Origin of the sequence: Vibrio sp. 10N.261.55.C5 (assembly GCF_041470505.1) — a bacterium.
GTDB classification, from domain to species: Bacteria; Pseudomonadota; Gammaproteobacteria; order Enterobacterales; family Vibrionaceae; genus Vibrio; species Vibrio crassostreae_C.
The window spans coordinates 25,339-46,596 of sequence record NZ_JBFRMS010000099.1 but is presented as its reverse complement, the minus strand read 5'-3'; the positions used below and the strand labels follow the sequence as shown (position 1 = coordinate 46,596).

Annotated in this window: 19 protein-coding genes, 3 tRNA genes and 1 other RNA gene; 9 read left to right on the top strand and 14 right to left on the bottom strand. The window is 45.3% G+C overall.

What is annotated here, in order from left to right; genetic code table 11:
• Positions 1 to 29 precede the first annotated feature (29 nt).
• Together ffs and AB4263_RS23670 are read right to left on the bottom strand one after the other, a co-directional pair.
• Positions 30 to 126: signal recognition particle sRNA small type (ffs, locus tag AB4263_RS23675), an RNA gene on the bottom strand.
• Positions 127 to 322: 196 nt separating this feature from the next.
• The gene (locus AB4263_RS23670; protein ID WP_372098994.1) at positions 323 to 1,066 is read right to left on the bottom strand and encodes a hypothetical protein; all 744 of its coding nucleotides are present in this window, start codon (positions 1,064 to 1,066) and stop codon (positions 323 to 325) included.
• Positions 1,067 to 1,293: 227 nt separating this feature from the next.
• Between AB4263_RS23670 and AB4263_RS23665 the strand changes: the two genes are divergently transcribed.
• Positions 1,294 to 1,596: an MGMT family protein gene (locus AB4263_RS23665; protein ID WP_017058952.1), complete on the top strand. Its 303-nt coding sequence runs from the start codon at positions 1,294 to 1,296 to the stop codon at positions 1,594 to 1,596.
• A gap of 75 nt (positions 1,597 to 1,671) precedes the next feature.
• On the opposite strand, the gene AB4263_RS23660 is transcribed toward AB4263_RS23665, so the two are convergent.
• Positions 1,672 to 2,112, bottom strand: coding sequence for a YbaY family lipoprotein (locus AB4263_RS23660; protein ID WP_017058951.1), 441 nt, complete (start codon positions 2,110 to 2,112; stop codon positions 1,672 to 1,674).
• Between the two features lie 168 nt (positions 2,113 to 2,280).
• Here AB4263_RS23660 and tesB point away from each other — a divergent pair, with 168 nt between their 5' ends.
• Positions 2,281 to 3,141, top strand: a complete 861-nt coding sequence (tesB, locus tag AB4263_RS23655) for an acyl-CoA thioesterase II (RefSeq protein WP_029235187.1) — start codon at positions 2,281 to 2,283, stop codon at positions 3,139 to 3,141.
• A gap of 133 nt (positions 3,142 to 3,274) precedes the next feature.
• Here tesB and AB4263_RS23650 read toward each other — a convergent pair whose 3' ends face one another.
• Positions 3,275 to 3,940 carry a hypothetical protein gene (locus AB4263_RS23650; RefSeq protein WP_017070264.1) on the bottom strand — a complete coding sequence of 222 codons (666 nt, stop codon included), beginning with the start codon at positions 3,938 to 3,940 and terminating at the stop codon, positions 3,275 to 3,277.
• Between the two features lie 89 nt (positions 3,941 to 4,029).
• Positions 4,030 to 4,503 carry an Lrp/AsnC family transcriptional regulator gene (locus tag AB4263_RS23645; RefSeq protein WP_017062025.1) on the bottom strand — a complete coding sequence of 158 codons (474 nt, stop codon included), beginning with the start codon at positions 4,501 to 4,503 and terminating at the stop codon, positions 4,030 to 4,032.
• A 129-nt stretch (positions 4,504 to 4,632) separates the two neighbouring features.
• Here AB4263_RS23645 and AB4263_RS23640 point away from each other — a divergent pair, with 129 nt between their 5' ends.
• On the top strand, positions 4,633 to 5,700 hold the full coding sequence (locus AB4263_RS23640) for a PLP-dependent cysteine synthase family protein (RefSeq protein WP_372098993.1): 1,068 nt from the start codon (positions 4,633 to 4,635) through the stop codon (positions 5,698 to 5,700).
• A 93-nt stretch (positions 5,701 to 5,793) separates the two neighbouring features.
• On the opposite strand, the gene AB4263_RS23635 is transcribed toward AB4263_RS23640, so the two are convergent.
• The 3 genes from AB4263_RS23635 to AB4263_RS23625 form a co-directional block, all read right to left on the bottom strand.
• Positions 5,794 to 6,114 carry a DUF1244 domain-containing protein gene (locus tag AB4263_RS23635; RefSeq protein WP_004736423.1) on the bottom strand — a complete coding sequence of 107 codons (321 nt, stop codon included), beginning with the start codon at positions 6,112 to 6,114 and terminating at the stop codon, positions 5,794 to 5,796.
• Positions 6,115 to 6,255: 141 nt separating this feature from the next.
• Entirely contained in the window at positions 6,256 to 9,369 is a 3,114-nt protein-coding gene (vexH, locus tag AB4263_RS23630; protein WP_372098992.1) for a vibriobactin export RND transporter permease subunit VexH, read from the bottom strand.
• Positions 9,369 to 10,445 carry an efflux RND transporter periplasmic adaptor subunit gene (locus AB4263_RS23625; RefSeq protein ID WP_372058631.1) on the bottom strand — a complete coding sequence of 359 codons (1,077 nt, stop codon included), beginning with the start codon at positions 10,443 to 10,445 and terminating at the stop codon, positions 9,369 to 9,371. The genes vexH and AB4263_RS23625 overlap by 1 nt, the downstream gene beginning before the upstream one ends.
• 389 nt (positions 10,446 to 10,834) lie before the next feature.
• Here AB4263_RS23625 and AB4263_RS23620 point away from each other — a divergent pair.
• From AB4263_RS23620 to AB4263_RS23610, 3 genes are all read left to right on the top strand, one after another.
• Positions 10,835 to 10,919: transfer RNA gene (locus AB4263_RS23620), tRNA-Tyr, on the top strand.
• Between the two features lie 103 nt (positions 10,920 to 11,022).
• A tRNA-Tyr gene (locus tag AB4263_RS23615) sits at positions 11,023 to 11,107 on the top strand.
• A gap of 102 nt (positions 11,108 to 11,209) precedes the next feature.
• A tRNA-Tyr gene (locus tag AB4263_RS23610) sits at positions 11,210 to 11,294 on the top strand.
• Between the two features lie 491 nt (positions 11,295 to 11,785).
• On the opposite strand, the gene AB4263_RS23605 is transcribed toward AB4263_RS23610, so the two are convergent.
• Positions 11,786 to 12,694: a Tim44 domain-containing protein gene (locus tag AB4263_RS23605; RefSeq protein WP_372098991.1), complete on the bottom strand. Its 909-nt coding sequence runs from the start codon at positions 12,692 to 12,694 to the stop codon at positions 11,786 to 11,788.
• 196 nt (positions 12,695 to 12,890) lie between these two features.
• On the opposite strand from AB4263_RS23605, the gene AB4263_RS23600 reads away from it, so the two are divergent.
• The 3 genes from AB4263_RS23600 (at position 12,891) to AB4263_RS23590 (ending at position 16,440) form a co-directional block, all read left to right on the top strand.
• Positions 12,891 to 13,481, top strand: a complete 591-nt coding sequence (locus AB4263_RS23600) for a TetR/AcrR family transcriptional regulator (protein WP_372098990.1) — start codon at positions 12,891 to 12,893, stop codon at positions 13,479 to 13,481.
• Between the two features lie 17 nt (positions 13,482 to 13,498).
• Positions 13,499 to 15,373 carry an MFS transporter gene (locus tag AB4263_RS23595; RefSeq protein WP_372098989.1) on the top strand — a complete coding sequence of 625 codons (1,875 nt, stop codon included), beginning with the start codon at positions 13,499 to 13,501 and terminating at the stop codon, positions 15,371 to 15,373.
• 146 nt (positions 15,374 to 15,519) lie between these two features.
• On the top strand, positions 15,520 to 16,440 hold the full coding sequence (locus AB4263_RS23590; RefSeq protein WP_372098988.1) for a YeiH family protein: 921 nt from the start codon (positions 15,520 to 15,522) through the stop codon (positions 16,438 to 16,440).
• A 133-nt stretch (positions 16,441 to 16,573) separates the two neighbouring features.
• Here the strand turns inward: AB4263_RS23590 and AB4263_RS23585 are convergent, their stop codons facing one another.
• The 5 genes from AB4263_RS23585 to menH all read right to left on the bottom strand — a co-directional run bounded on the left by AB4263_RS23585 (position 16,574) and on the right by menH (position 21,257).
• On the bottom strand, positions 16,574 to 16,741 hold the full coding sequence (locus AB4263_RS23585) for a hypothetical protein (protein ID WP_017068947.1): 168 nt from the start codon (positions 16,739 to 16,741) through the stop codon (positions 16,574 to 16,576).
• Between the two features lie 165 nt (positions 16,742 to 16,906).
• Positions 16,907 to 18,340, bottom strand: a complete 1,434-nt coding sequence (menE, locus tag AB4263_RS23580) for an o-succinylbenzoate--CoA ligase (protein WP_372098987.1) — start codon at positions 18,338 to 18,340, stop codon at positions 16,907 to 16,909.
• Positions 18,341 to 18,404: 64 nt separating this feature from the next.
• Positions 18,405 to 19,412 carry an o-succinylbenzoate synthase gene (gene menC, locus AB4263_RS23575; protein ID WP_065583687.1) on the bottom strand — a complete coding sequence of 336 codons (1,008 nt, stop codon included), beginning with the start codon at positions 19,410 to 19,412 and terminating at the stop codon, positions 18,405 to 18,407.
• Positions 19,413 to 19,487: 75 nt separating this feature from the next.
• Positions 19,488 to 20,354, bottom strand: coding sequence for a 1,4-dihydroxy-2-naphthoyl-CoA synthase (menB, locus tag AB4263_RS23570; protein ID WP_017064079.1), 867 nt, complete (start codon positions 20,352 to 20,354; stop codon positions 19,488 to 19,490).
• Between the two features lie 105 nt (positions 20,355 to 20,459).
• Positions 20,460 to 21,257: a 2-succinyl-6-hydroxy-2,4-cyclohexadiene-1-carboxylate synthase gene (menH, locus tag AB4263_RS23565; RefSeq protein ID WP_017065885.1), complete on the bottom strand. Its 798-nt coding sequence runs from the start codon at positions 21,255 to 21,257 to the stop codon at positions 20,460 to 20,462.
• Position 21,258 lies beyond the last annotated feature (1 nt).

Sequence of the window (21,258 nt, the reverse complement as noted above, 5' to 3'; positions counted from 1 at the left end):
AAGTTAGTTTGCAAACATCATAAGGGGTGGGAACCCAGCCACATCCCGGCACACAAGTCACTCGCTGCGGCTGCTCCCTTCCAGGCCTGACCGAGTTCACGAGCTATTGTTGCGGGAGGACCAGGCCCCCATAGATTCGTTTTCTAAGAGGCTTGCCTCAAAGAGTGATTGGATTATTAAGCATCACAGCAACCATTGCAAGCCCTTCCACCCTATTTTTGAACAATTGCGGTCTAAGTGCTTATCCTTTATTCAAACCACTAGAAAATCGCAGGTAAATTCACCATTTACCTGCATTTGGAAGGTTTGGATTGCTGGAGTACTAGATATCGATATCTTCGTTATCTTCTGTGCGAATGATGTAGTCTGTCATCCACGCGGTGCCTAATAGACACAACCATACTACAAAAACTGGACTAGGTACTTCGATACTTGGGGTAATCACCAAAGCCGCAAAACCAACCGTTGGCAGTGTCCAACATAATAGTTTATTCCAGCGGAAGGTTTTCAAGCGCGTCAGCGTTTCCATCGATGCCATGATGCCCGTTACACACAAGGCAACCAAAGCGGCATAAGGTAAATCGGCTATCCATAATGGAAGTATTAAGCCTAATGACCACCAGCTGTGTCGGCTAGCAGGCTTAAGATGATTTGCCGCCCACCAAATCACGATGATTGATAAGGTTTGAAGTGTGGTAACCCACGGGACGCCTTCAAGCTTGCCTGCTGATTGTGTCACCATGATCCCGACCTGCAAAGTAGTCACAATCAAGCCGGAAATAATCACGACCGACAAACTACTGCGTCTTGAAAAGACCACCATCAATAGCGGGAACAGTACCCACGCACTGACAGACAGCGTGATGGGCTGCAAAGGAAGGGTTAGACCATAAGTGGTCATGGAAACAAGCAAAGCTAATCCTGCCATGCCCCCCTGCGGTAAAATCCATAAGGCAGGAATGACCATTGCAAGCACCGGGATATCTCCCTCACTTAAACTGATTGCTCTCGCGCAAACAACCGCTAATAATGTGGTGATCAAGAACTGAAACGTTGAAAATACCATAGCCCTCTCCTTCTACCGATCCGTGGTACCATACCAATCGTAGTAATTAACTGGTCACCCTAGCTTGTTAAAAAACTCGATAACCTCGTTAGATTTTTTGATTGGAGAATGACTACTTATCAAAACTTCTTATCAAAAAGAGCGGCCTTGCTCTCAAGCTTTTTCCCTGCGCTATTTTTGAACACTTACTTACTGTGATTGGTATTTATGAACTAGGAACATTTAGTATGGACCAATTTTTAAGCCAAATCTTTGCTGTGATTCACCAAATTCCATATGGGAAAGTAACAACTTATGGAGACATAGCACGTTTTTCAGGATTTCCGGGCTATGCGCGCCATGTTGGTAAAGCGCTGGGTAACCTGCCAGAAGGTAGCAAACTGCCTTGGTATCGAGTGATAAACAGCAAGGGTGAAATATCTTTAAAGGCTGATTCGTTCGACAGACAAAAGCAGCATTTGGTTAAAGAAGGGGTTGAGGTGAGTGATGCAGGAAAAGTTAAACTCAGAATATACAAATGGCAGCCCTAGAGCTGCCACTAATCGTCAATTCAACTGGCTAAGTTAAGCCAATCAAGATGCCTTAACAGTGGCATCGATTTCTGATTAACGAACACCAACCAAACGTAGGTCTGCTTGCTGTGTATTTTCTACATCAGTAATTACTGACTTAATCGTGTCCGTTATGAAACGCAGTTTACCGTCAACATGAATCGATGCGCGCATGTTGTAACGGTGGTTAGCTTTAATTTTGTCGTTGTCGTAGCTCAGCTCGAATGCGAACGGTACTTGCTTACCGTCTGTGGTGAACTCTTGAGTTGCGATAACCGTCGATGGTGCATCAGCCAGTGAGATATCTTCTAGCGTAACGGTAACCACTGCATTCTCTGGCAATGCAATTCTTTCACGGTAGCTTACTGTTCCTGAAATCACTTGAGTGTTCTCTGCAACCACTTCTTGAGAAGCGCTCGTTTCTGATGTTGCTTGGCAACCAACAAGTAGGCCAAACGATACTAAAGACGTAATAAGAATTAGAGCCTTTTTCATATTCAATTTCTCTCAACATGTTTGCCGGACTCGGCAAATCTACTCACCAATTATAAGAGAGCTTTCATATTCTGTCTTGAAACCCTATGATTTATTGACAGATATCTGACTAAGCTAAATGATTAACACCATAATCTGACACCCATTTTACGAAGAGGAATGCTGGCGATGAGTCAACCTTTACAAGAATTACTAAGTTTACTTCAGCTAGAAAAACTGGAAGAAGGTTTATTCCGTGGGCAAAGTGAGAACCTAGGCCTACCACAGGTATACGGCGGTCAGGTATTGGGACAAGCGCTTTCTGCTGCTCGTTATACCGTTCAAGACGACCGTAGTGTTCACTCGTTCCACAGTTATTTTCTGTTTCCCGGCGATCCTGAAAAGCCAATCATTTACGATGTTGAGAACCTACGAGATGGACGCAGCTTTAGCACACGCCGTGTAAAAGCGATTCAAAATGGCCGCCCTATTTTCTATCTCACTGCTTCTTATCATGGCGATGCGCCAGGGTTTGAGCACCAGATTTCAATGCCTGATATTCCGGGACCAGAGAACTTTGCCTCAGAAACTGAATTAGCGAGCCACATTGCGGAATTCTTACCAGAGAAACTGCGCAAAACCTTCTGTGGCGAAAAGCCGATTGAGATGCGTCCGGTGACGGTGGTAAACCCACTGAAACCTAAGAAGACGGAAGCGAAACAATACCTTTGGGTAAGAGCGAATGGCGCGATGCCAGACAACCACTTGATCCACCAATACCTGCTTGCCTACGCATCGGATTGGGGATTCTTAGTGACGGCGCTTCACCCACATGAAGTCTCTATCATGACGCCAAATTTTCAAGTGGCGACGATTGACCACTCAATCTGGTTCCACCGCCCATTCAAAATGGACGAATGGCTGCTTTATGCGATTGAAAGCCCAACGGCAGCGAACACTCGCGGCCTAGTGCGCGGCGAGATCTTCAACCAGAAAGGTGAGCTGGTAGCGACAGCAGTACAAGAAGGTGTGATGCGTTTTACTAAATAGCACTCAAATAAATAGCGGATAAACGCTTCTTACAAGCCTCAAATACGCACAAACAAAAAGAGGCTAGGTTTAATACCTAGCCTCTTTCTTTAATGACGCTTAAGAAAACTCGTCACGCAAAAATCAATAAAACCTACTCAACTTCTAACGTTGGCTCAAACTCGCCTTGAACTCGCGTTTTAATGCCATCACCTGCGTCTCGTAGAAGGTTAAATGGCGATAACACTACGCCTTTCACCGCGCCCTCAGCGGCTCCCTGAGCGAGTTCCTTACTCTTATCAGCTAACAAATTAGCTTGTGCCAAAATACCTGGGACTTCCGCTCGTAGCATTTCAGATTCCGTGACGATGACAGGAATAGTCTGTTCGCGGTAAGACTTACTTTCAGCGAGCATTGGTGGCATTACGTCTACGCGGTATCTCTTTAATTCAGTTAATGTTGGTGGAATAACATCGGTTCTTACCTGCTCGACTTCCGTTCGAACATTTTTCACTTCATCTAATATCGCAGGGATTTTGTTGTCGACCGAGGCTACGGTTTGATTCACATCATCGATCGTCTTTCTAACTTCTTCGACAGTGTTTAACACCTGAGGAGCAAGATCGCTGACATGTTCTGCAAGCGCTAATAGCTCTTCTACTTTGAGCCCTTTGGTGAGGCCCGATATGTCTTCGATAACTTGCGGGTAAGTATCAACGATTTCACCGACTTTATTAGTCAATGAGTAGATGGTGTAACCCAAGTAAAAAATGGCGACCGCCAGTACCAGCTGGATAGCGGTAGATACTTTTGCAAACATGAATAATCCTTTTCTTTATCGCAGAGACGAGATCTAAACTGAGAAGATAGTTAAACTAAAGCGATAGTTAATCTATTACTAGGCGCAGCTTAAAGCGGCAATGCTGTCGTGTACTTCAATGGTTCCATCGCAAACGTCGAGGTCACATTAGAGATACCATCAATGCTATTCACCAAGCGCTTATAGAAATCATCAAAGCACTTCATGTCTTTAACCTGAACCTTCATCATATAATCATATTCGCCAGCCATGCGATAGAACTCCATCACTTCTGGAAATTCCGACACAGTATTCACAAAACGACCATACCACTCATGAGAATGATCACTGGTTTTCACCAATACGAACGCAGTAAAGGAAAGATCCAGTTTTTCCGGGTTCAGCAGTGCAACTCTTTTCTCAATAATGCCGTTCTCTTCGAGGCGCTTAAGCCTTTTCCAACAAGGCGTTGTAGTGAGATTGACCGCTTCAGAAATATCGTTCAATGACAGGGTGCTGTCTTCTTGCAGTAACCCTAATATTTTTTTATCTACGGCATCTATCACACTTTCACCAAATCGCATTTAAAGAGAATAATTTTCTACAATTTAAGCAAAACAAAGCAAATATGGCAAAGTTTTTCTCTCCGATTATAGATAAATTAGAACCATACCAATTACAAAGAATTCCTACACTCGATCAGGAGAACGTTTATGTGCACTGACCATCAATGGATTAACAACGCGATTCGTAAAATTGAAGCGGACTACCAACGCTCAGCGGATACGCACCTTATCAAGCTCGATCTACCAAGTATCGAAGGCATTGATGTTTACCTTAAAGATGAAAGCACACACCCTACAGGCTCTTTAAAGCACCGTTTAGCGCGTTCTCTCTTCTTATACGCTATCTGTAACGGTTGGGTTGGCCCAGAAACCACGATCATTGAATCTTCATCGGGCAGTACTGCGGTGTCTGAAGCTTACTTCGCTCGCCTACTTGGCCTTCCATTTATCGCGGTAATGCCAAAATGCACAGCGAAGAAAAAGATCGAGCAAATTGAATTCTACGGCGGCCAAGCGCATCTTGTGGACCGCTCAGATGAAATTTACGATGAGTCTCGCCGTTTAGCAGAAGAATTGAATGGTCACTACATGGATCAATTTACTTACGCTGAGCGCGCAACCGACTGGCGTGGTAACAACAACATCGCGAACTCGATTTTCAATCAAATGCAGATGGAAGATCACCCAGTTCCAGTTTGGGTAGTAATGAGCCCAGGTACTGGCGGTACTTCAGCGACGATTGGCCGTTTCATTCGCTACCAACAACATGAAACTAAGCTTTGTGTTGTCGACCCAGAGAACTCTGTATTCCACGAATACTTCCAAACAGGCAATGCGAACGTGAAATGTAGTACATTCAGCAAGATTGAAGGCATTGGTCGCCCACGAGCAGAACCAAGCTTCATTCCTGGTGTGGTTGACGAAATGCGTAAAATCCCAGACGCAGCAAGTATCGCAACGACACATTGGTTATCTGACATTCTTGGTCGCAAGGTTGGTGCATCAACCGGTACTAACATGTACGGTGTGCTTCAGCTAGCCAGTGAAATGAAAGCTCGTGGAGAAAAAGGTTCTATCGTGACTTTGCTATGTGATAGCGGTGAACGTTACCTAGACACTTACTTCAATGACGAGTGGGTAAATCTGAATATCGGTGACCTACAGCCGTACGCGGCGAAGTTAGAAGCTTTCTCGCAAACGGGTGAGTTGGCTTAAATACAGAGCAAGCACCGACTCCAAACTAAAAAGAGCCCTTGATGGGCCCTTTTTGTTTATTCATTCTATTAATCAGCCACTAACGAGAACAAATTACTCTGGCTTCTGCTTCGCTTCAAATGCCGCAAGTTGTTCAGGCGTCGCTTTTGGTTGATGGTTTTGTTTCCACTCATCGTAAGTCATGCCGTATACACGCTCACGAGCGTCATCGATATCCAAGTCTAAGCCTTGTTGCTCTGCTTCCGCTTTGTACCATTTACTGAAACAGTTTCGGCAGAAGCCAGCCAAGATCATCAGATCGATGTTCTGCACATCTTTATTGTTATCTAGGTGTGCTAGCAGGCGACGAAAGGTTGCTGCATCCAGCTTATCTTGTTCTTCTTGAGAAAGATCTTTGTATTTAAATTCAGCCACTTTACTTTCCTTTATTCGATCTATTGTATTAATTCGTTGAGCTCTGTTTGTTATACAAAAAAAGCCTGCAATTCGCTAGGAGCAAACGCAGGCTTTTCAATATTGTTACACTATTCCGTGTTCATTAATCGTGCGTGTTCATTAACCGTGACTGCTTCTTCCCACGTTGTCATGGCTAAGCTCTTTATTAAGTTCCGCTTCCACGTGACCCGGAGAGCGTGTTGATCCTGAAATCAGTCGGTACATCGCAGGGATAACGAACAGAGTTACCAATGTCGCGAAGCCCATACCGAAGAAGATAACCGTACCCACAGCCACTCGGCTTTCATAGCCTGCGCCCGTTGAAGTAATCAATGGAATTGCACCAGCCAGCGTCGTGAATGCCGTCATCATGATTGGACGTAAGCGTCGAGCAGAAGCATCAATGATCGCCTTTTCAAACTCAATACCACGGTCACGAAGTTGGTTAGCAAACTCTACGATCAAGATACCGTTTTTGGTTACCATACCGATCAACATGATCATACCAATCTGGCTGTAGACGTTGAGCCCTTGACTCATCAGCACCAAGCCTAAGAAGCCACCGAAGATACCCATAGGTACGGTGAACATCACCACCAGCGGGTTAATGAAGCTTTCAAACTGCGCGGCCAGTACCAAGTATGCGACCAGCATCGCTAGCGCAAACACCACTAGGATACTTGATTGGTTCTCTTTAAAGTCTTTTGACTCGCCAGAGTAGCTCACTGAAATATCACCCGGTAGCTGTTCAATCGCTTGTTCATCAAGGAAATCGAGCGCGTCACCCAGCGTGTAACCTTCCATTAGGTTCGCTTTAATGGTCACCGATTTCTGCTTGTTGTAGTGCGACAAACGAATCGATGAAGCCACTTCTTCAATGTGCGTCAGCGTATCAAGTGTAACCAGCTCACCAGACTGAGTTCGCATGTAGATTTGGCTTAGATCGTTCGCGTTGTTGAAGCTGTTTTCATCACCACGCAGATACACGTCGTACTCTTCACCACGGTCAACGAAGGTCGTTTCACTGCGGCCGCCAAGCATGATTTCTAACGTATCTGAAATGTCTGAAACGCTAACACCTAGCTCTGCTGCACGCTGCTTATCTACGGTTACCAATAGCTCTGGTGTTTTCTCAGAGTAATCGATGTCCGCGCCTTCCATCATTGGAGAATCTTCAGCCGCTTGCTTTAAGAGCTCTGCCCACTTCTGAAGTTCAGAGTAATCAGAACCGCCAAGTACGAATTGAACAGGCTCACTTGAACCACCTTTGAAGCCCGGCATGAACGGGAATACACGCACATCTGGAATGCCGTTCAACGATTTACGAACTTCGTTCAACGCTTCTTGTGCGGTAACGTCACGCTCATCCCAGTCTTCTAGGATCATGATTACGAAGCCCGTTTGGTCACCCGCATTACCACCAAACGCTGGTGATTGAATACTGAATGACTTCAAGAAGCCCTGACCAAGCAATGGCATTAAGCGTTCTTCAACGATGTCCATGTTGGCAGACATACGGTTGTAACTGGTTGCATCGGCACCACGAACAAACGCAAATATAACACCACGGTCTTCTTGTGGCGTCAGTTGCGACGGCACTTGTTGCATCAAGCCATAACTACCGCCCATACACGCGATAATGATGATTGGAGCGGCCCAACGCCAGTTAAGAGCACGGCGCAATACCGCGCGGTATCCAGACTCAAGCTTGCCAAATACGCGCTCGACAAACAAATTGAAACGGTTTGGTTTAACGTTCGCTTTAAGGATCTTACTGCCTAGCACTGGCGTTAGCGTTAATGCGACTAGCGACGAGAAGATCACCGACATCGCAAGCAATACAGAAAACTCGGTAAACAATAGGCCAACCATGCCGTCCATGAACGAGATTGGTAGGAATACCATTACCAATACAAGCGTTGTTGCGATTACCGCGAAGCCTACTTCACGAGTACCTTTATAGGCCGCAAGCAGCGGTGACTCACCACGTTCGATATGGTGGAAAATGTTCTCAACCACCACGATCGCATCATCGACCACCAAACCAATCGACAGGATAAGTGCCATCAGGGTAATCAGGTTGATGGAGAAACCGAAGTAGTACGCGGCAATAAACGACGAGATCAGAGATACAGGTACGGTTACCGCTGGAATAAGTGTTGCACGTGCTTGACCAATAAAGATGTAAAGCACAAGGATAACCAAGCCACCCGTGATAAAGAGTGTGCTGTATACCTCTGAGATTGAACGGTCAATAAAGACTGTTGAGTCATAATCGACAGCTAAACGAGTACCGTCTGGCAAGAACTTTTGAATTGCTTCGACTTCTTTATGGACTAAGTCAGCCACCTCAAGTGGGTTCGCATCTGACTGAGGCACGATACCCATGCTTACGTTAACAACGCCGTCACTCTTAAAGGTCGAGTTCTCGTTTTCTGCGCCAATGTAAACATCCGCTACGTCTTTCAAGTAGATAGGTGTGTTATCAGAGGCACGTTTAACGACTAGATATTCGAAATCTTCCGCTTCAGTGTAAGAACGAGCAGTACGAACCGACATCACAATCGCATCGTTACGTACTTCACCACCTGGGCTTTCAATGTTCTCACTGTTCAGAGCAGAAGTGATGTCCGAGGTAGTAACGCCACGACCCGCCATCTGCGCAGGTTTCAGCTTTACGTACATTACTTTGTACAAGCCACCTGAGATATCCACCGAGCTCACGCCAGAAATCAAACTAAAGCGGTCAATCAACACACGTTCGGTGTAGTCGGTTAACTGCGTTCGGTCCATCTCCGTCGAACTTAAGTTGATGTAGACCGAAGCTTCACCACTACCATTGTTCTTATAAACAATTGGGTCGTCGGCTTCATCGGGCAATGAACGCTGCGCACGAGCTACAGCATCACGAACATCACTCACACCGGTATTGAGGTCGTAACCAAGCTCAAAAGTAATCGTGATACGCGACATACCGTTACGCGTTGTGGATTCGATCTCATCGATACCACTGATGCCGGATAACTGGTCTTCAAGGTTGGAGGTTATTTGGCTTTCAATGATGGTGGCAGACGCACCCTCATAACGAGTACTGATCGATACTACCGGGCTTTCAATATCTGGCATCTCACGAACCGCGAGCTTATTGAAAGAGACAATACCAAACACAACCAATAGTAGGCTCAATACGACGGCCGCTACTGGTCTCTTTACAGAAACATCAGATAACAACATTAGTTAGCGCCTTCTTGTGCTTTTTTATCACTTGCTGCATCAGCTGGGCGATTAACGGCAAGCTCTTGAACCAAGACGCCGTCACGCATGTTCACGATACCTTGCACCACGATCTTCTGGCCAATTTCGATGCCTTTGTCGATCACGACTTCGTTATCGATACGTGCCCCAAGGAAAACTTCTGTACGAGTTGCTTTATTATCTTCGTCGATAACATAAACGAAACGCTTCGTACCTGAATACTCAAGCGCTTGAACTGGAATGATTGGCGCTTCCACTGGTGGGAAGTCCATATCCGCCGCCACTAACATACCTGGCTTTAGATAATCATTATTGTTGTCGAAATGGATTCGAACTCGAAGGTTCAAGGTTTCAGCGTTAATACGAGAATCAATGCCTACTACAGTACCAGTGAACTGAGTGTCGCCCCATGCGCTAGTGCGAGCCGTTACTTTCATACCTTTAGACAGTTTAGAAAGGTAGCGCTCCGGGATCTGCAGATCTAATTGCATTACCGATAGGTCATCTAAGGTCACGAGTTCAGTACCTGCAGTCACCATTTTACCGCGGCTAAAGTCGATAAAACCAACAGTGCCCGAGAATGGCGCGCTGATGTGAAGATCTTTCAGATTGGCATTTGCAGCAGCTAAACGAGCGTTGGCGATCTCTACGTTCGTTTTCTGAGCGTCAATTTCAGTTTGCGTGATCGCGTTACGTTTCACTAGGCGTTGAAATTCCGCTAGCTTACGTTTCTCGTCTTTTAAATACGCTTGCGCTTCTGCAACTGCTGCTTTTGCTTTGTCGTCATCTAATTGAACCAACATCTGCCCTTTGGTGACATCTTGATTGGCTTTGATGTTGATAGAGTCAACTCTGCCCGCTACTTCAGAGGTAATGATCACAGATTGTTCTGCTTCTAACTTACCTACCAAAGAAAGAGATTGGCTAACTTGGTGAATATCAACTTGCTCAGTAACAACAGTGACAGTGCTAGGGCCCATGCGTTTAGCTAGTGCGGCTGGAGACGCCATAAGAATAGACAAGCTAAGCAGGGTTAAAACAGATTTATGCTTCATAATAATGGTCTGCAAGTGAGATTTAATATCTATAAATGAAATTAACCGTATTCTATCAACTGATGAATGCTGTAACGTCAAGAAGTGTAAATCTAGATTAAATTCCATTTACGTTTCTTGGCGAATTGCACAAACCAAACACAATGCAGAAAGCGAGTTACCTCAAGGTGTTACCTATCACTACGTAAACCTTAGTACAGATGTTCACTTCCCGAGCAATATGCGTACTTTTCGCCATCTTTGCCCAAAAAGGCAGCATTCAACACAAAACCATAAGAAAAACTCTTTACAGGTTTAACGTGTTTGCTATGATGCGCTCCGCACTTGAGAGATGCGTTGGGAAAAACATCTCTTTAGCCTATCCATTATGAGTTAGGAAAAAACACCCTGGAGGGGTTCCCGAGTGGCCAAAGGGAGCAGACTGTAAATCTGCCGGCTCCGCCTTCGATGGTTCGAATCCGTCTCCCTCCACCATATTTCTTCTTACCTCTTTTAAGAGTTAAGAGAACAACCTGATTGATGGGCTTATGGGAAAACATCAATTTAGGCTTACTTTGTGAAAAGTAAGACACACCCTGGAGGGGTTCCCGAGTGGCCAAAGGGAGCAGACTGTAAATCTGCCGGCACTGCCTTCGATGGTTCGAATCCGTCTCCCTCCACCATATTCTTCTTACCTCTTTTAAGAGTTAAGAGAACAACCTGATTGATGGGCTTATGGGAAAACATCAATTTAGGCTTACTTTGTGAAGAGTAAGACACACCCTGGAGGGGTTCCCGAGTGGCCAAAGGGAGCAGACTGTAAATCTGCCGGCACTGCCTTCGATGGTTCGAATCCGTCTCCCTCCACCATATTCTCCTTAATTGGAAAATCGAAAAGCCAACTCATTGAGTTGGCTTTTTTCGTTTCTGAGCTTTATCTCTTACTAAACGTGTCTTCTAAAACAACCCTCAACTTCCTAAACACTAACCCGCTACTACAAATAACTAATCGAGCTAAATCATTCAAACATCAGTGATCCCATACTTCAGCATGACGCTCACAAACCAGATAAGCAGCGCAGCCTAAACAATGGGTCGATACATGTTCTTCGCATTCGTTCGCAATTATCTGTTTCTGCTGCAAAGTAACCTCAGGCTCCAATACGGGTTCAAAGAACTTTGTCATTACTCATTACATCCAAATAAAATCAGTTAGTTAGTCTCAGGTTAATCCAATCTTTAACTAAGATACATATCATTAGACGCAAAAAAGCCCCTGCTGATTTCTCAGCAGGGGCTTTCTATTATTTGGTGTCATTCCGAATAACTACATCCTATTGATGTTGAGTTAAATCCTGGAATTAACCTTGAATACCAACAATTAACCAAGGTGCATTGTTAGTTGTTAGGTCACGCTCTAGGTGCCAGATATCAGTGATATCTTCTTCAACGCCATCCGCTGTGTCACGGTAACGACCGCTAAACTGAAGGCTTAGCTGTGCTTTGCTACCATCGTGGTCTGCGCGAACGATTTCAGCATCAACGTACATTACGTCTGTGTGCTGATAACCGTCTAGCTTATTACGCTCAGCTTTTAGGTCTTCAAATAGGCTTGGAGATACGTATTCTTCAATCGTGTTTAGCTCATTGTGGTTCCATGCACCTTGCAGTGTACGGTAGTGCTCACGAGAACCGTTGATGAATGCTGCTTGATCAAAGCCCGGTGGGTAGTTATGTGGAACATCGCTTTGTGCACCAAAACCGAAACCACCAGCAGTGCCTTGTGATTGAGGTTGTGCTTGCTCGAAGTTATGAACATTTGGTTGTTGCTTAGGTTGTTCAAACTTGTTCTGACCCATGCCGCCGAATGCTGGCTGTTGGCCACGTGCACTCTGCTGATTCATTGAGCCCTGCTTCGCACCCAACATTCCACGTAGGAATTTAAACGCTAGGAAAGCAATCAGACCCATAATCAGAATATCCATGAACTGGATACCTTCAAATGCGCCACCAAAGAATGCAGCTAAAAGACCACCAGCAAGTAAACCACCTAGCAGACCGCCCATAAGGCCTTTCTTGCTAGAGTTAGCTGCTGTGTTCTTACCTGTTTGATCTTGACGGATCGAATTCGTGTTTTGTTGTTTTGGTGCTGGAGCCGTTTTAAAGCTTTTGCCAAATGACTTACCACCACCAAACTTTTTCGCTTCCGCGATTGGCGTCACCGCGACTGTTACCAACAGGATCGCGACTAGTGAGAAAAATCGTTTCATTATTATCCTTTATAGGTTTTTTATCTTTCGACACCTTAATCATACTCGTTAACAAAGAACAATGAAATATTCACGACGTTTACACATGTATCATAATATTGCGGCTATTAATTGATTACTAAACTAGCGAAGGGATTGACGGCACTCTGGGGCGCCATTAAAATATTGAACGATGTTCATTTAATAGAAAGTACCCATGGCAAGACGAAACGATCACACTCGCGAACAATTAGTGCAATTAACCTTAAAAACGGTGACCGACTTCTTAGAAGAGCACTCTTATCACGAGTTAAGTCTACGCAAAATCGCCAATATGATTGGTTATGTTCCAAGTACCTTGGTGAATGTATTCGGCAACTACAACCTATTGCTATTGCATGTTGTTGCTCAAACATTAGATGAACTGGCGTCAGAATCTGCTGTAGCAGTTGAACAATCGAGCAATCCTCAGCAAGCTCTATTCAACCTTGCCTACTGCTACCACGATTTTGCACAAAAACACCCTCACCGTTGGCAGCTTATCTTTGAGCACAACATGAACGGTGAAAACCTTCCTGAATGGCAATCGAACCGCATCGATAGAATGACAGGCATGCTAGAGCAGTTGCTAGTAGCGATTGCTCCTGAACATACGAAAAGCGAAGTCGTTAAAGCCAGCCGTGTATTATGGTCTGGAGTACACGGAATTACTCTACTTAGCGTTGATGATAAATTTTTCGCCTCTGAGCCTATTGATGGTAAAGAGCTGATCAATAACCTAGTCTCAAACTACTTAACCAACTGGTAATCATCCAAGGAAAGACAATGAACAACAGCAGCCAATCTTCGCTGTTAACGCAAAAAAGGTTCCTACCCTACTTTATTACCCAATTTCTAGGAGCCTTTAACGACAACATATTCAAAAATGTCCTGTTACTGTTTGTTGCTTTCGCAAGCGTAGACACGCTGCCTATTTCCAGCAATCTATTCATTAATTTGGCCGCAGGCCTTTTTATTCTGCCCTTCTTCCTATTTTCAGCTTTAGCAGGTGTACTGGCCGACAAATACGAAAAATCGTGGTTTATCCGTAAAGTTAAGCTCCTCGAAGTAGTGATCATGTCACTGGGTGCGGTCGGTTTTATCTACGAAAGCTACGGAATATTACTTCTGCTCCTGTTCCTTATGGGAACGCAGAGTGCTTTCTTTGGTCCGGTGAAGTATGCCCTGCTTCCACAGCAGTTAGAAACAAAAGAACTGGTATCTGGTAACGCTCTCGTCGAGACAGGTACATTCTTAGCGATCCTGATTGGTACTCTAGGCGCAGGCATCATTGCATCTGAAGAAGGCGCGAAGCTCATTGCTGCGGTGTGTATTGTTTCGTTCGCCGTGCTTGGCTATGCATCAAGCTGCTTTATCCCACATGCGCCAAGTAATGCACCAGATCTTAAAGTAAAGTGGCAACCTGTAAAACTGACCTGCGCGACACTTGCGATTGCCAAAAAAGATCGCCCGACCTTTCAAGCTCTGATGTCTATCAGCTGGTTCTGGTTCCTTGGTGCGGCTTACCTAACTCAGTTCCCCAACTTCACTAAACTGCATCTAAACGGCACTGAAAGCTCCGTCGCCTTTTTACTGGCACTATTCTCGGTAGGCATTGCAATCGGCTCTTTAGCTTGTGATAAGTTATCTAATCACCGAATTGAAATCGGCATCGTGCCAATGGGCAGCTTAGGTATCTCGATCTTCGGTCTTCTGATGGCGATATCCATCCCGGAGTCTTTGCCTGACTTTAGTTCTTTCCATCAATTCGTAACCTACTCAGAGCTGTGGCCACTGTTTGCTTACCTTCTGCTTCTGGGTATCTCTGGCGGTGTCTTTATTGTTCCTCTGTATTCACTGATGCAGTTACGTGCCAAGCCCGACGAGCGTGCCCAAGTGATTGCCGGGCTCAATATCTACAACTCACTGTTCATGGTGGGAAGTGCGGTATTAGGTATTGTTTGCCTTAGTGTTCTAGATCTTTCAATTCCGCAGCTGTTTATCTTGCTCGCAGTGGGCAACACTTTGGTGATGCTGTACCTGTTTTATCAGGTGCCTATCTACGCTTTCCGCTTCTTTACGTGGGTGGTCACTCACACCATGTACAGAGTTAAACATAAGAACTTACATCACCTGCCAGAAAAGGGCGGTGCGTTGATTGTCTGCAACCATGTGAGTTATATGGATGCACTGCTGCTTAGTGCGGTTTGCCCTCGCTTGATCCGTTTTGTGATGGAAGAGGATTACACCAAGTTGCCGCCAATTCGACGCTTCTTGAAAAGAGCTGGGGTGATTCCAATCTCCGCGACCAACCGCAACTCGATTCGAAACGCTTTCAAAGAAGTAGAGCGTGCCCTGCATGAAGGTCACATCGTGTGTATTTTCCCAGAAGGAAAGCTCACCTCTGATGGCGAAATGGCTGAGTTCATGCGTGGTATGGAGCTGATCATCAAACGTTCCCCTGTCCCAGTGATTCCTATGGCTCTTAAAGGATTATGGGGTAGCTACTTTAGTCGTTACAAAGGCCGTGCCTGCAAAGGGTTACCCACTCGCTTCTGGACTAAGCTAGAGATAGAAGCTGGCGAGCCGATTTCACCTAAACAAGCCTCTTGTGAAACGCTTCGACAGTCAGTCTCTGACCTTCGCGGATCATTACGCTAGTTAACCAGCCCTTTATTCATATCAGTTGAACAAGCGTTAAGTTTTCCTTAACGTTTGTTCAATTCATTTAGACTTACTTATCATCTTATTGAACGTATAGTGGTCTCATCACAATAACGCCACAACAAAACAAGACTCTAAATACAATGAACCTAAAAAAGTCCACTCCATTTTATCTTGCTGCACTGTTTTGCTTAACGCCTTGGGTTAGCTCACCGACAGCCCTGGTTATCGGTTTCCTGCTTGCTAGTTTAGGATTAGTCCCTGAACACTTGGAAGTCGGCAAACTTACCAAAAAGCTACTGGCCTACTCTATTGTTGGCTTGGGTTTTGGTATTCAGTTTGAAAAAGCATTAGCAGTAACAGGCGATGGTATTGGGCTCATTGTAACGACGATTATCGGTACATTAGTCATTGGTTGGTTCTTGGCGAAACAAATGGGGCTAGACCGCACTACGGGCTATCTTATATCTTCTGGTACCGCGATTTGTGGTGGTAGCGCGATAGCAGCAGTGGCACCCGCGATCAAAGCAGACGATGAACAGATTGGCTTGGCATTAGCCACCGTATTCGTGTTGAACTCGGTTGCTCTATTCTTATTCCCGATGATTGGTCACGCGCTTGAACTCAGCCAACAAACATTTGGTACTTGGGCAGCTATTGCGATTCACGATACGTCTTCTGTAGTAGGTGCAGCTTCAGCGTATGGCGAAGAAGCACTGACGACAGCGACAACATTGAAGCTCGCTCGCGCACTTTGGATCATCCCAATCGCTTTAATTAGTGCGATGATCTTCAAGAACGATCAAAAGAAGATTACGGTTCCCTACTTCATTTTCTTCTATTGCGCCGCTATTGCGGTAAGTGACTTACTGCCACAATTTGAGATGGTCTATCAAGGAATCTTTGATGTGTCTAAGCGAGCACTGGTCGTGTGTTTGTTCTTAATTGGCTGTGGTATTTCAGTTGAGAAGTTAAAAGCGGCAGGGCCGAAACCACTGATGTTTGGTATTACAATGTGGGTCATGATCTCAACGGGTTCATTGGCGTGGTTAACTCTCGCCTAGCCTGCAAATAAACACTTTAGATGATTGTCTGGTTACCTAGACACTCGGGTTAGCGAGCAGAAAAACAAAAAGGCAAAGCTCCAATGGGCTTTGCCTTTATCGTTTGTGGTAAGGGTATTCTTTGTTGTAACAATCACGAATCAAACAGGGGCTTATCACTCTTCTTGCTCTCTCTTTTCATTAAAACAAGTACCACAACCAACACAAATGCGGTGAGCTCAGCCAACGAACGAGTCAACCCCGATGAGATGATCGCTTGGCCTATCTGCAGTAAAACCGCAATGATGAGGGCAATTTTCATAATAAGACCTTATTCTATAATCCGTTATTTATATGGCTTATTATGATGGATGGTTATAAAGATAATAAATTCTGTTTTGAACTATCTAATTGCTAAATTAACTAACCGCCTGCCAACTTAGTCACCTAACAACTTCGCAAATAACGTTGAGGTAAGCGCTTACCTTTAACTCCTATGCTGAGACAACCAAGATGCCAATCCAGCGCGTGAAACCTTAATACCCTGCAGTTCTTGCTCAGGCATTCGATAATACTCAATAGGAAATTTGAACCGTTCAAGACGACCAGTTAACTGCTCGATAAACCACTCTTTGGTTGGCAACTCAGCACAATCGACAATCGCTGCAGGTCGAAATCCGAACTCATCATCTTCAATGGGAACAATAAAAGCCTGATTAACCTCAGACAATTGATTGAGTACTCGCTCAATTTCTTCGCAATGAATGTTCTCACCACCAGAAATAAACTGGTTGTCGGCACGGCCAATAATCGACACTTGTTCGCCAAGCCACTCACCAAGATCTTTGCTATCAAACCAACCGCTCTTATCAACTAATGGCGTTAAGTTACCTTGATAGTAATACCCGGACGCGAGCGTCTCGCCACCAATAAAGATACGTTGTTCTTCAATTTTTAGCTGGCGATGGTTAAGGACAAAACCGGCGGTGCTGCCGGCATCAACGGGCTTCGCAGTCACGGTTGAAGCCGCTTCAGTCATGCCGTATCCAAGCCATGTTTCGATGCCCATTTGTTGAGCTTCGAGCCCAAGTGCTTCTGGTATATGACTACCACCCAAAAGTACATGCGTTAAAGTAAGTGCTTGCTTACTCTTTAACAATCGATGTAGTTGAGTAGCGACCAATGAAGCATGACTGCATTCTTCTATATCGGTTTCAAGCTGACCTGTGCCTATTTTGATGCAACCACCAGCCGCCAACCAACGATGAACTATCGCCAGCCCCGACACATGGTACATAGGTAAACTCAGTAACCACGTGTCACCTTGTTGATAACGAAACACCTCAAGCAGCCCTGACGCAGAGCATAGGTGCTGCTCAAGTGTATGAGCGACCGCTTTTGGGTTTCCGGTAGAACCTGAAGTGAATACGATGCTCGCTAGATTTTGCGGATTGAAATTGGATTCTTGAGGTGTCGTTATCTGCTCATCATCACCATCAAACTTCAGTTCACTTAGGCAAGGCAAGGTCACCAACTGAGTATTCAAATCGGCAGTCTCTGATTGCTCTATTCCGCTATTGCCCAAGAGCCAAAGGTAGCTCTGTTGATCTGCTTGATATAAGGAATCGAGCTTTTGCTTCAGGCGTAAACTAGGCTGAGGCATCGTAAACGCACAAACCATACCCAAATTGAGTGCGGCAAGATAAACAGGGATCACTTCAGCTTGATTCTTACCAACAATCGTCAGTACATCACCTTCAGATAGGCCTTGATGAGATAGCTGTTGTTGGTACTCACTAACCAACACAAACACTTGCTGCCAAGTATAAGTGCGGTGAGTGGTCACTAACGCTGGTTGAAGTGGGTTTTGCTGCGCCCACTTTACCCAGAGCGGGGGATGATTAGATTGTGGGCGCATCATATGATAACCAAAAATAGATTAAGAACTTGTTAAGCTAACTAAATAGCCATTCAAATAGCTCGGTCTAAGAAGACCAAATCAATTGTTGCTTTTCAAGCGTAGAGACAGGCAACTGACAGCCCGGCCAAGAAACCTCTAGCTGCTGCTTGAACAAGCCAATCGTATCCAACCCCGGCACTTCATTTGGCAAATATTGCTGCGCCAGACGAGCAATCTGAGTCAGACCTAGGCTCGACTCAATGCTTGAGCTCAATACAGGTTTCATTCCAAGCTTCTGTGCTCGCTCAATGATTGCCACGCAACGCTCGACAGAACCAATAAGAGTTGGCTTGATCACGACTGCTTTAACACCAGTAAGGTCGCTAAGATCAAATTCCGGGCTGCGCACCGCTTCTTGCAGTGTCTCGTCCCACGCAATCGCCACACCATGGTCAATGGCAAAGGCCAAACTGTCTTCTGGCTTTTGGCAAGGCTCTTCGATAAAGCTTATACGCTGGCGCATTGACGGCGAAATGTATTTAATGAATTGCTTCGCTTTCTCTGGCTTCCACGCACGGTTGGCATCAAGTCTTAGAATCAAATCAGGGATCGACTCAAGGAATAAGCTAACCAACATGCCATCGCGAATCGCTTCGTAGAGGCCGACTTTCACTTTCGCGACCTTCTCGCCTACCATCTCATTCAATACAGGAATCAGTTCATCTGGATCGCCTGTACACAAAGGCGCCGCTTGGTAGTTACCTTGAGCGTTAAGATCGCCTCGCAATTCCATCATCGCCATTGAAAAGCCAAACGCGACAGAAGGATACAGCTCGTCGAAAGGCGTTTGAGGCTTATTGTGGCTCCAAAGCTCTAATTCGTGTTGAAGCTGAATGCCAGCTTGTTCGGCATCTTCTTGGCTAAAACCGGGCAAAGGCGCAACTTCGCCAAAACCAGTTTTACCATCACACTCAAGTTGGATGATATAGCCAACACGTTCGTTCAACTTATTGTCACGAAGAACCACACCACTATCCATAGGTAATTGATAACGGTAAAGTTTAGCGTGACGCTGAGAATTCACTGAGTTCATAAAGTTTCCTAAAAAACGGGGAACATCAAAACAAAACGAGCCGCTATTAGCGACTCATTTTGAAGAGGAGAAAGACTATGGATTACGCGGGAACTTGTCGAAGTCCGGTCGACGTTTCTCGTTGAATGCGTTGCGGCCTTCTTGGCCTTCCTCTGTCATGTAGAACATCATGGTTGCGTTACCAGCCAACTCTTGTAAGCCTGCTTGACCATCACAGTCAGCGTTCAGTGCCGCTTTCAAGCAACGCAGTGCCATTGGGCTGTGTTGAAGCACTTCACGACACCAACGAACTGTCTCTTTTTCTAGGTCAGCAACAGGAACAACGGTGTTTACAAGGCCCATGTCCAGTGCTTCTTGTGCATCGTAGAAGCGGCACAAGAACCAGATTTCACGTGCTTTCTTTTGACCAACGATACGAGCCATGTAAGAAGCACCCCAACCGCCATCGAAAGAACCCACTTTAGGACCCGTCTGACCGAACTGCGCGTTTTCAGCTGCAATAGTAAGGTCTGCCATCATGTGAAGTACATGACCGCCACCGACTGCCCAACCCGATACCGCTGCGATAACTGGTTTTGGACAAGTACGAATTTGACGTTGGAAATCAAGTACATTCAAGTGGTGCGTACCTGAGTCATCTTGGTAACCGCCGTAGTCACCACGGATACTTTGGTCACCACCAGAACAGAACGCCTTCTCACCAAGACCAGTCAAAATGATTACGCCAACTTTCTCGTCATAACGAGCATCAGCCAGTGCATTGATCATCTCTTTTACGGTTTGTGGACGGAACGCATTGTGCACTTGAGGGCGAGCAATCGTGATTTTCGCAATACCGTCATCAGACTTGTGGTATTGAATATCTTCATATTGACTGCTTTCATCGCGCCAGTTAACGGCTGCGTAAAGTTCTTCTTCTGTGATGCCTACTGTTTTAGCCATGATGATTCCCATTATTCTATTAGAGAGCGCGACTAGCGTAGAGTCGCGACGGTGTTGCTCTGCTTTCTATAGCGCTTGATACGAGAGGTTCGCTCAGTCAGTTCATCAACGACTGGCGATACATTGGATGATCAGATTTGAAAACATCTCTGGTTGCTCAAAATGAACATTATGACCCGCGTAATCCACCTGACTATATTCAAAGCCACTATTCTCAGCTAGCTCCATGAATTTACGATCTTTTTCTCCACATACATAATGCAATAAATGCTCATGAGATTTCAATGTGGCACGTAAATCCGGTTGCTTAGCTAACGAAGTAGATAACAACATATTTGCTACGGATACTCCAAGGTTACCACTACGCTTTATGACCAAAGTTTGTCTTTGCTCATGATTTAGTGAAGAAAAGACGCTTTGTTGATACCAATCGTCTAAAACATCTTCAATCGACTGCTGTGCAAAGCGAACAGCCCATTGCGTATCGTGTACTAACCTTTGTGCTCTTTCTTCATCACATTCCAAGCCAAAGTTGCCACCTTCAATGATGACTTTCTCTAAGTTAAGAGTTTCGAAGCAAGGGCTTGTTACCCCATACATGGCAAGCCTTCCCCCCATAGAATACCCAATCACCACGATAGGATAATCGACAGGAAGATCGTTGAGAGCCAGCTGAGATGTGATGCACTGAACTATCTTGGTACAGCAATGATCAAAGCCTACAGGGTCGATAAACCGGCTTTGTCCGTGTCCGGGCAAATCTATGCAAAGACGAGGAAAGTCTTCGAGGAAGGGGTGGCATGCACTCCAATCATCCCCGCTTCCGAGTAAACCATGTAAAAAAACAAGCAAAGGTTTGTCAGAAGATTCTTGTACTGCTGGGTAATAATTGGAGTAAAGCATG

Excerpts from the sequence above, each read along its gene's own strand:
- AB4263_RS23670 (WP_372098994.1), bottom strand. The coding sequence starts at position 1,066 with ATGGTATTTTCAACGTTTCAGTTCTTGATCACCACATTATTAGCGGTT.
- AB4263_RS23665 (WP_017058952.1), top strand. The coding sequence starts at position 1,294 with ATGGACCAATTTTTAAGCCAAATCTTTGCTGTGATTCACCAAATTCCA.
- AB4263_RS23660 (WP_017058951.1), bottom strand. The coding sequence starts at position 2,112 with ATGAAAAAGGCTCTAATTCTTATTACGTCTTTAGTATCGTTTGGCCTA.
- tesB (WP_029235187.1), top strand. The coding sequence starts at position 2,281 with ATGAGTCAACCTTTACAAGAATTACTAAGTTTACTTCAGCTAGAAAAA.
- AB4263_RS23650 (WP_017070264.1), bottom strand. The coding sequence starts at position 3,940 with ATGTTTGCAAAAGTATCTACCGCTATCCAGCTGGTACTGGCGGTCGCC.
- AB4263_RS23645 (WP_017062025.1), bottom strand. The coding sequence starts at position 4,503 with ATGCGATTTGGTGAAAGTGTGATAGATGCCGTAGATAAAAAAATATTA.
- AB4263_RS23640 (WP_372098993.1), top strand. The coding sequence starts at position 4,633 with ATGTGCACTGACCATCAATGGATTAACAACGCGATTCGTAAAATTGAA.
- vexH (WP_372098992.1), bottom strand. The coding sequence starts at position 9,369 with ATGTTGTTATCTGATGTTTCTGTAAAGAGACCAGTAGCGGCCGTCGTA.
- AB4263_RS23625 (WP_372058631.1), bottom strand. The coding sequence starts at position 10,445 with ATGAAGCATAAATCTGTTTTAACCCTGCTTAGCTTGTCTATTCTTATG.
- AB4263_RS23605 (WP_372098991.1), bottom strand. The coding sequence starts at position 12,694 with ATGAAACGATTTTTCTCACTAGTCGCGATCCTGTTGGTAACAGTCGCG.
- AB4263_RS23600 (WP_372098990.1), top strand. The coding sequence starts at position 12,891 with ATGGCAAGACGAAACGATCACACTCGCGAACAATTAGTGCAATTAACC.
- AB4263_RS23595 (WP_372098989.1), top strand. The coding sequence starts at position 13,499 with ATGAACAACAGCAGCCAATCTTCGCTGTTAACGCAAAAAAGGTTCCTA.
- AB4263_RS23590 (WP_372098988.1), top strand. The coding sequence starts at position 15,520 with ATGAACCTAAAAAAGTCCACTCCATTTTATCTTGCTGCACTGTTTTGC.
- AB4263_RS23585 (WP_017068947.1), bottom strand. The coding sequence starts at position 16,741 with ATGAAAATTGCCCTCATCATTGCGGTTTTACTGCAGATAGGCCAAGCG.
- menE (WP_372098987.1), bottom strand. The coding sequence starts at position 18,340 with ATGATGCGCCCACAATCTAATCATCCCCCGCTCTGGGTAAAGTGGGCG.
- menC (WP_065583687.1), bottom strand. The coding sequence starts at position 19,412 with ATGAACTCAGTGAATTCTCAGCGTCACGCTAAACTTTACCGTTATCAA.
- menB (WP_017064079.1), bottom strand. The coding sequence starts at position 20,354 with ATGGCTAAAACAGTAGGCATCACAGAAGAAGAACTTTACGCAGCCGTT.
- menH (WP_017065885.1), bottom strand. The coding sequence starts at position 21,257 with ATGCTTTACTCCAATTATTACCCAGCAGTACAAGAATCTTCTGACAAA.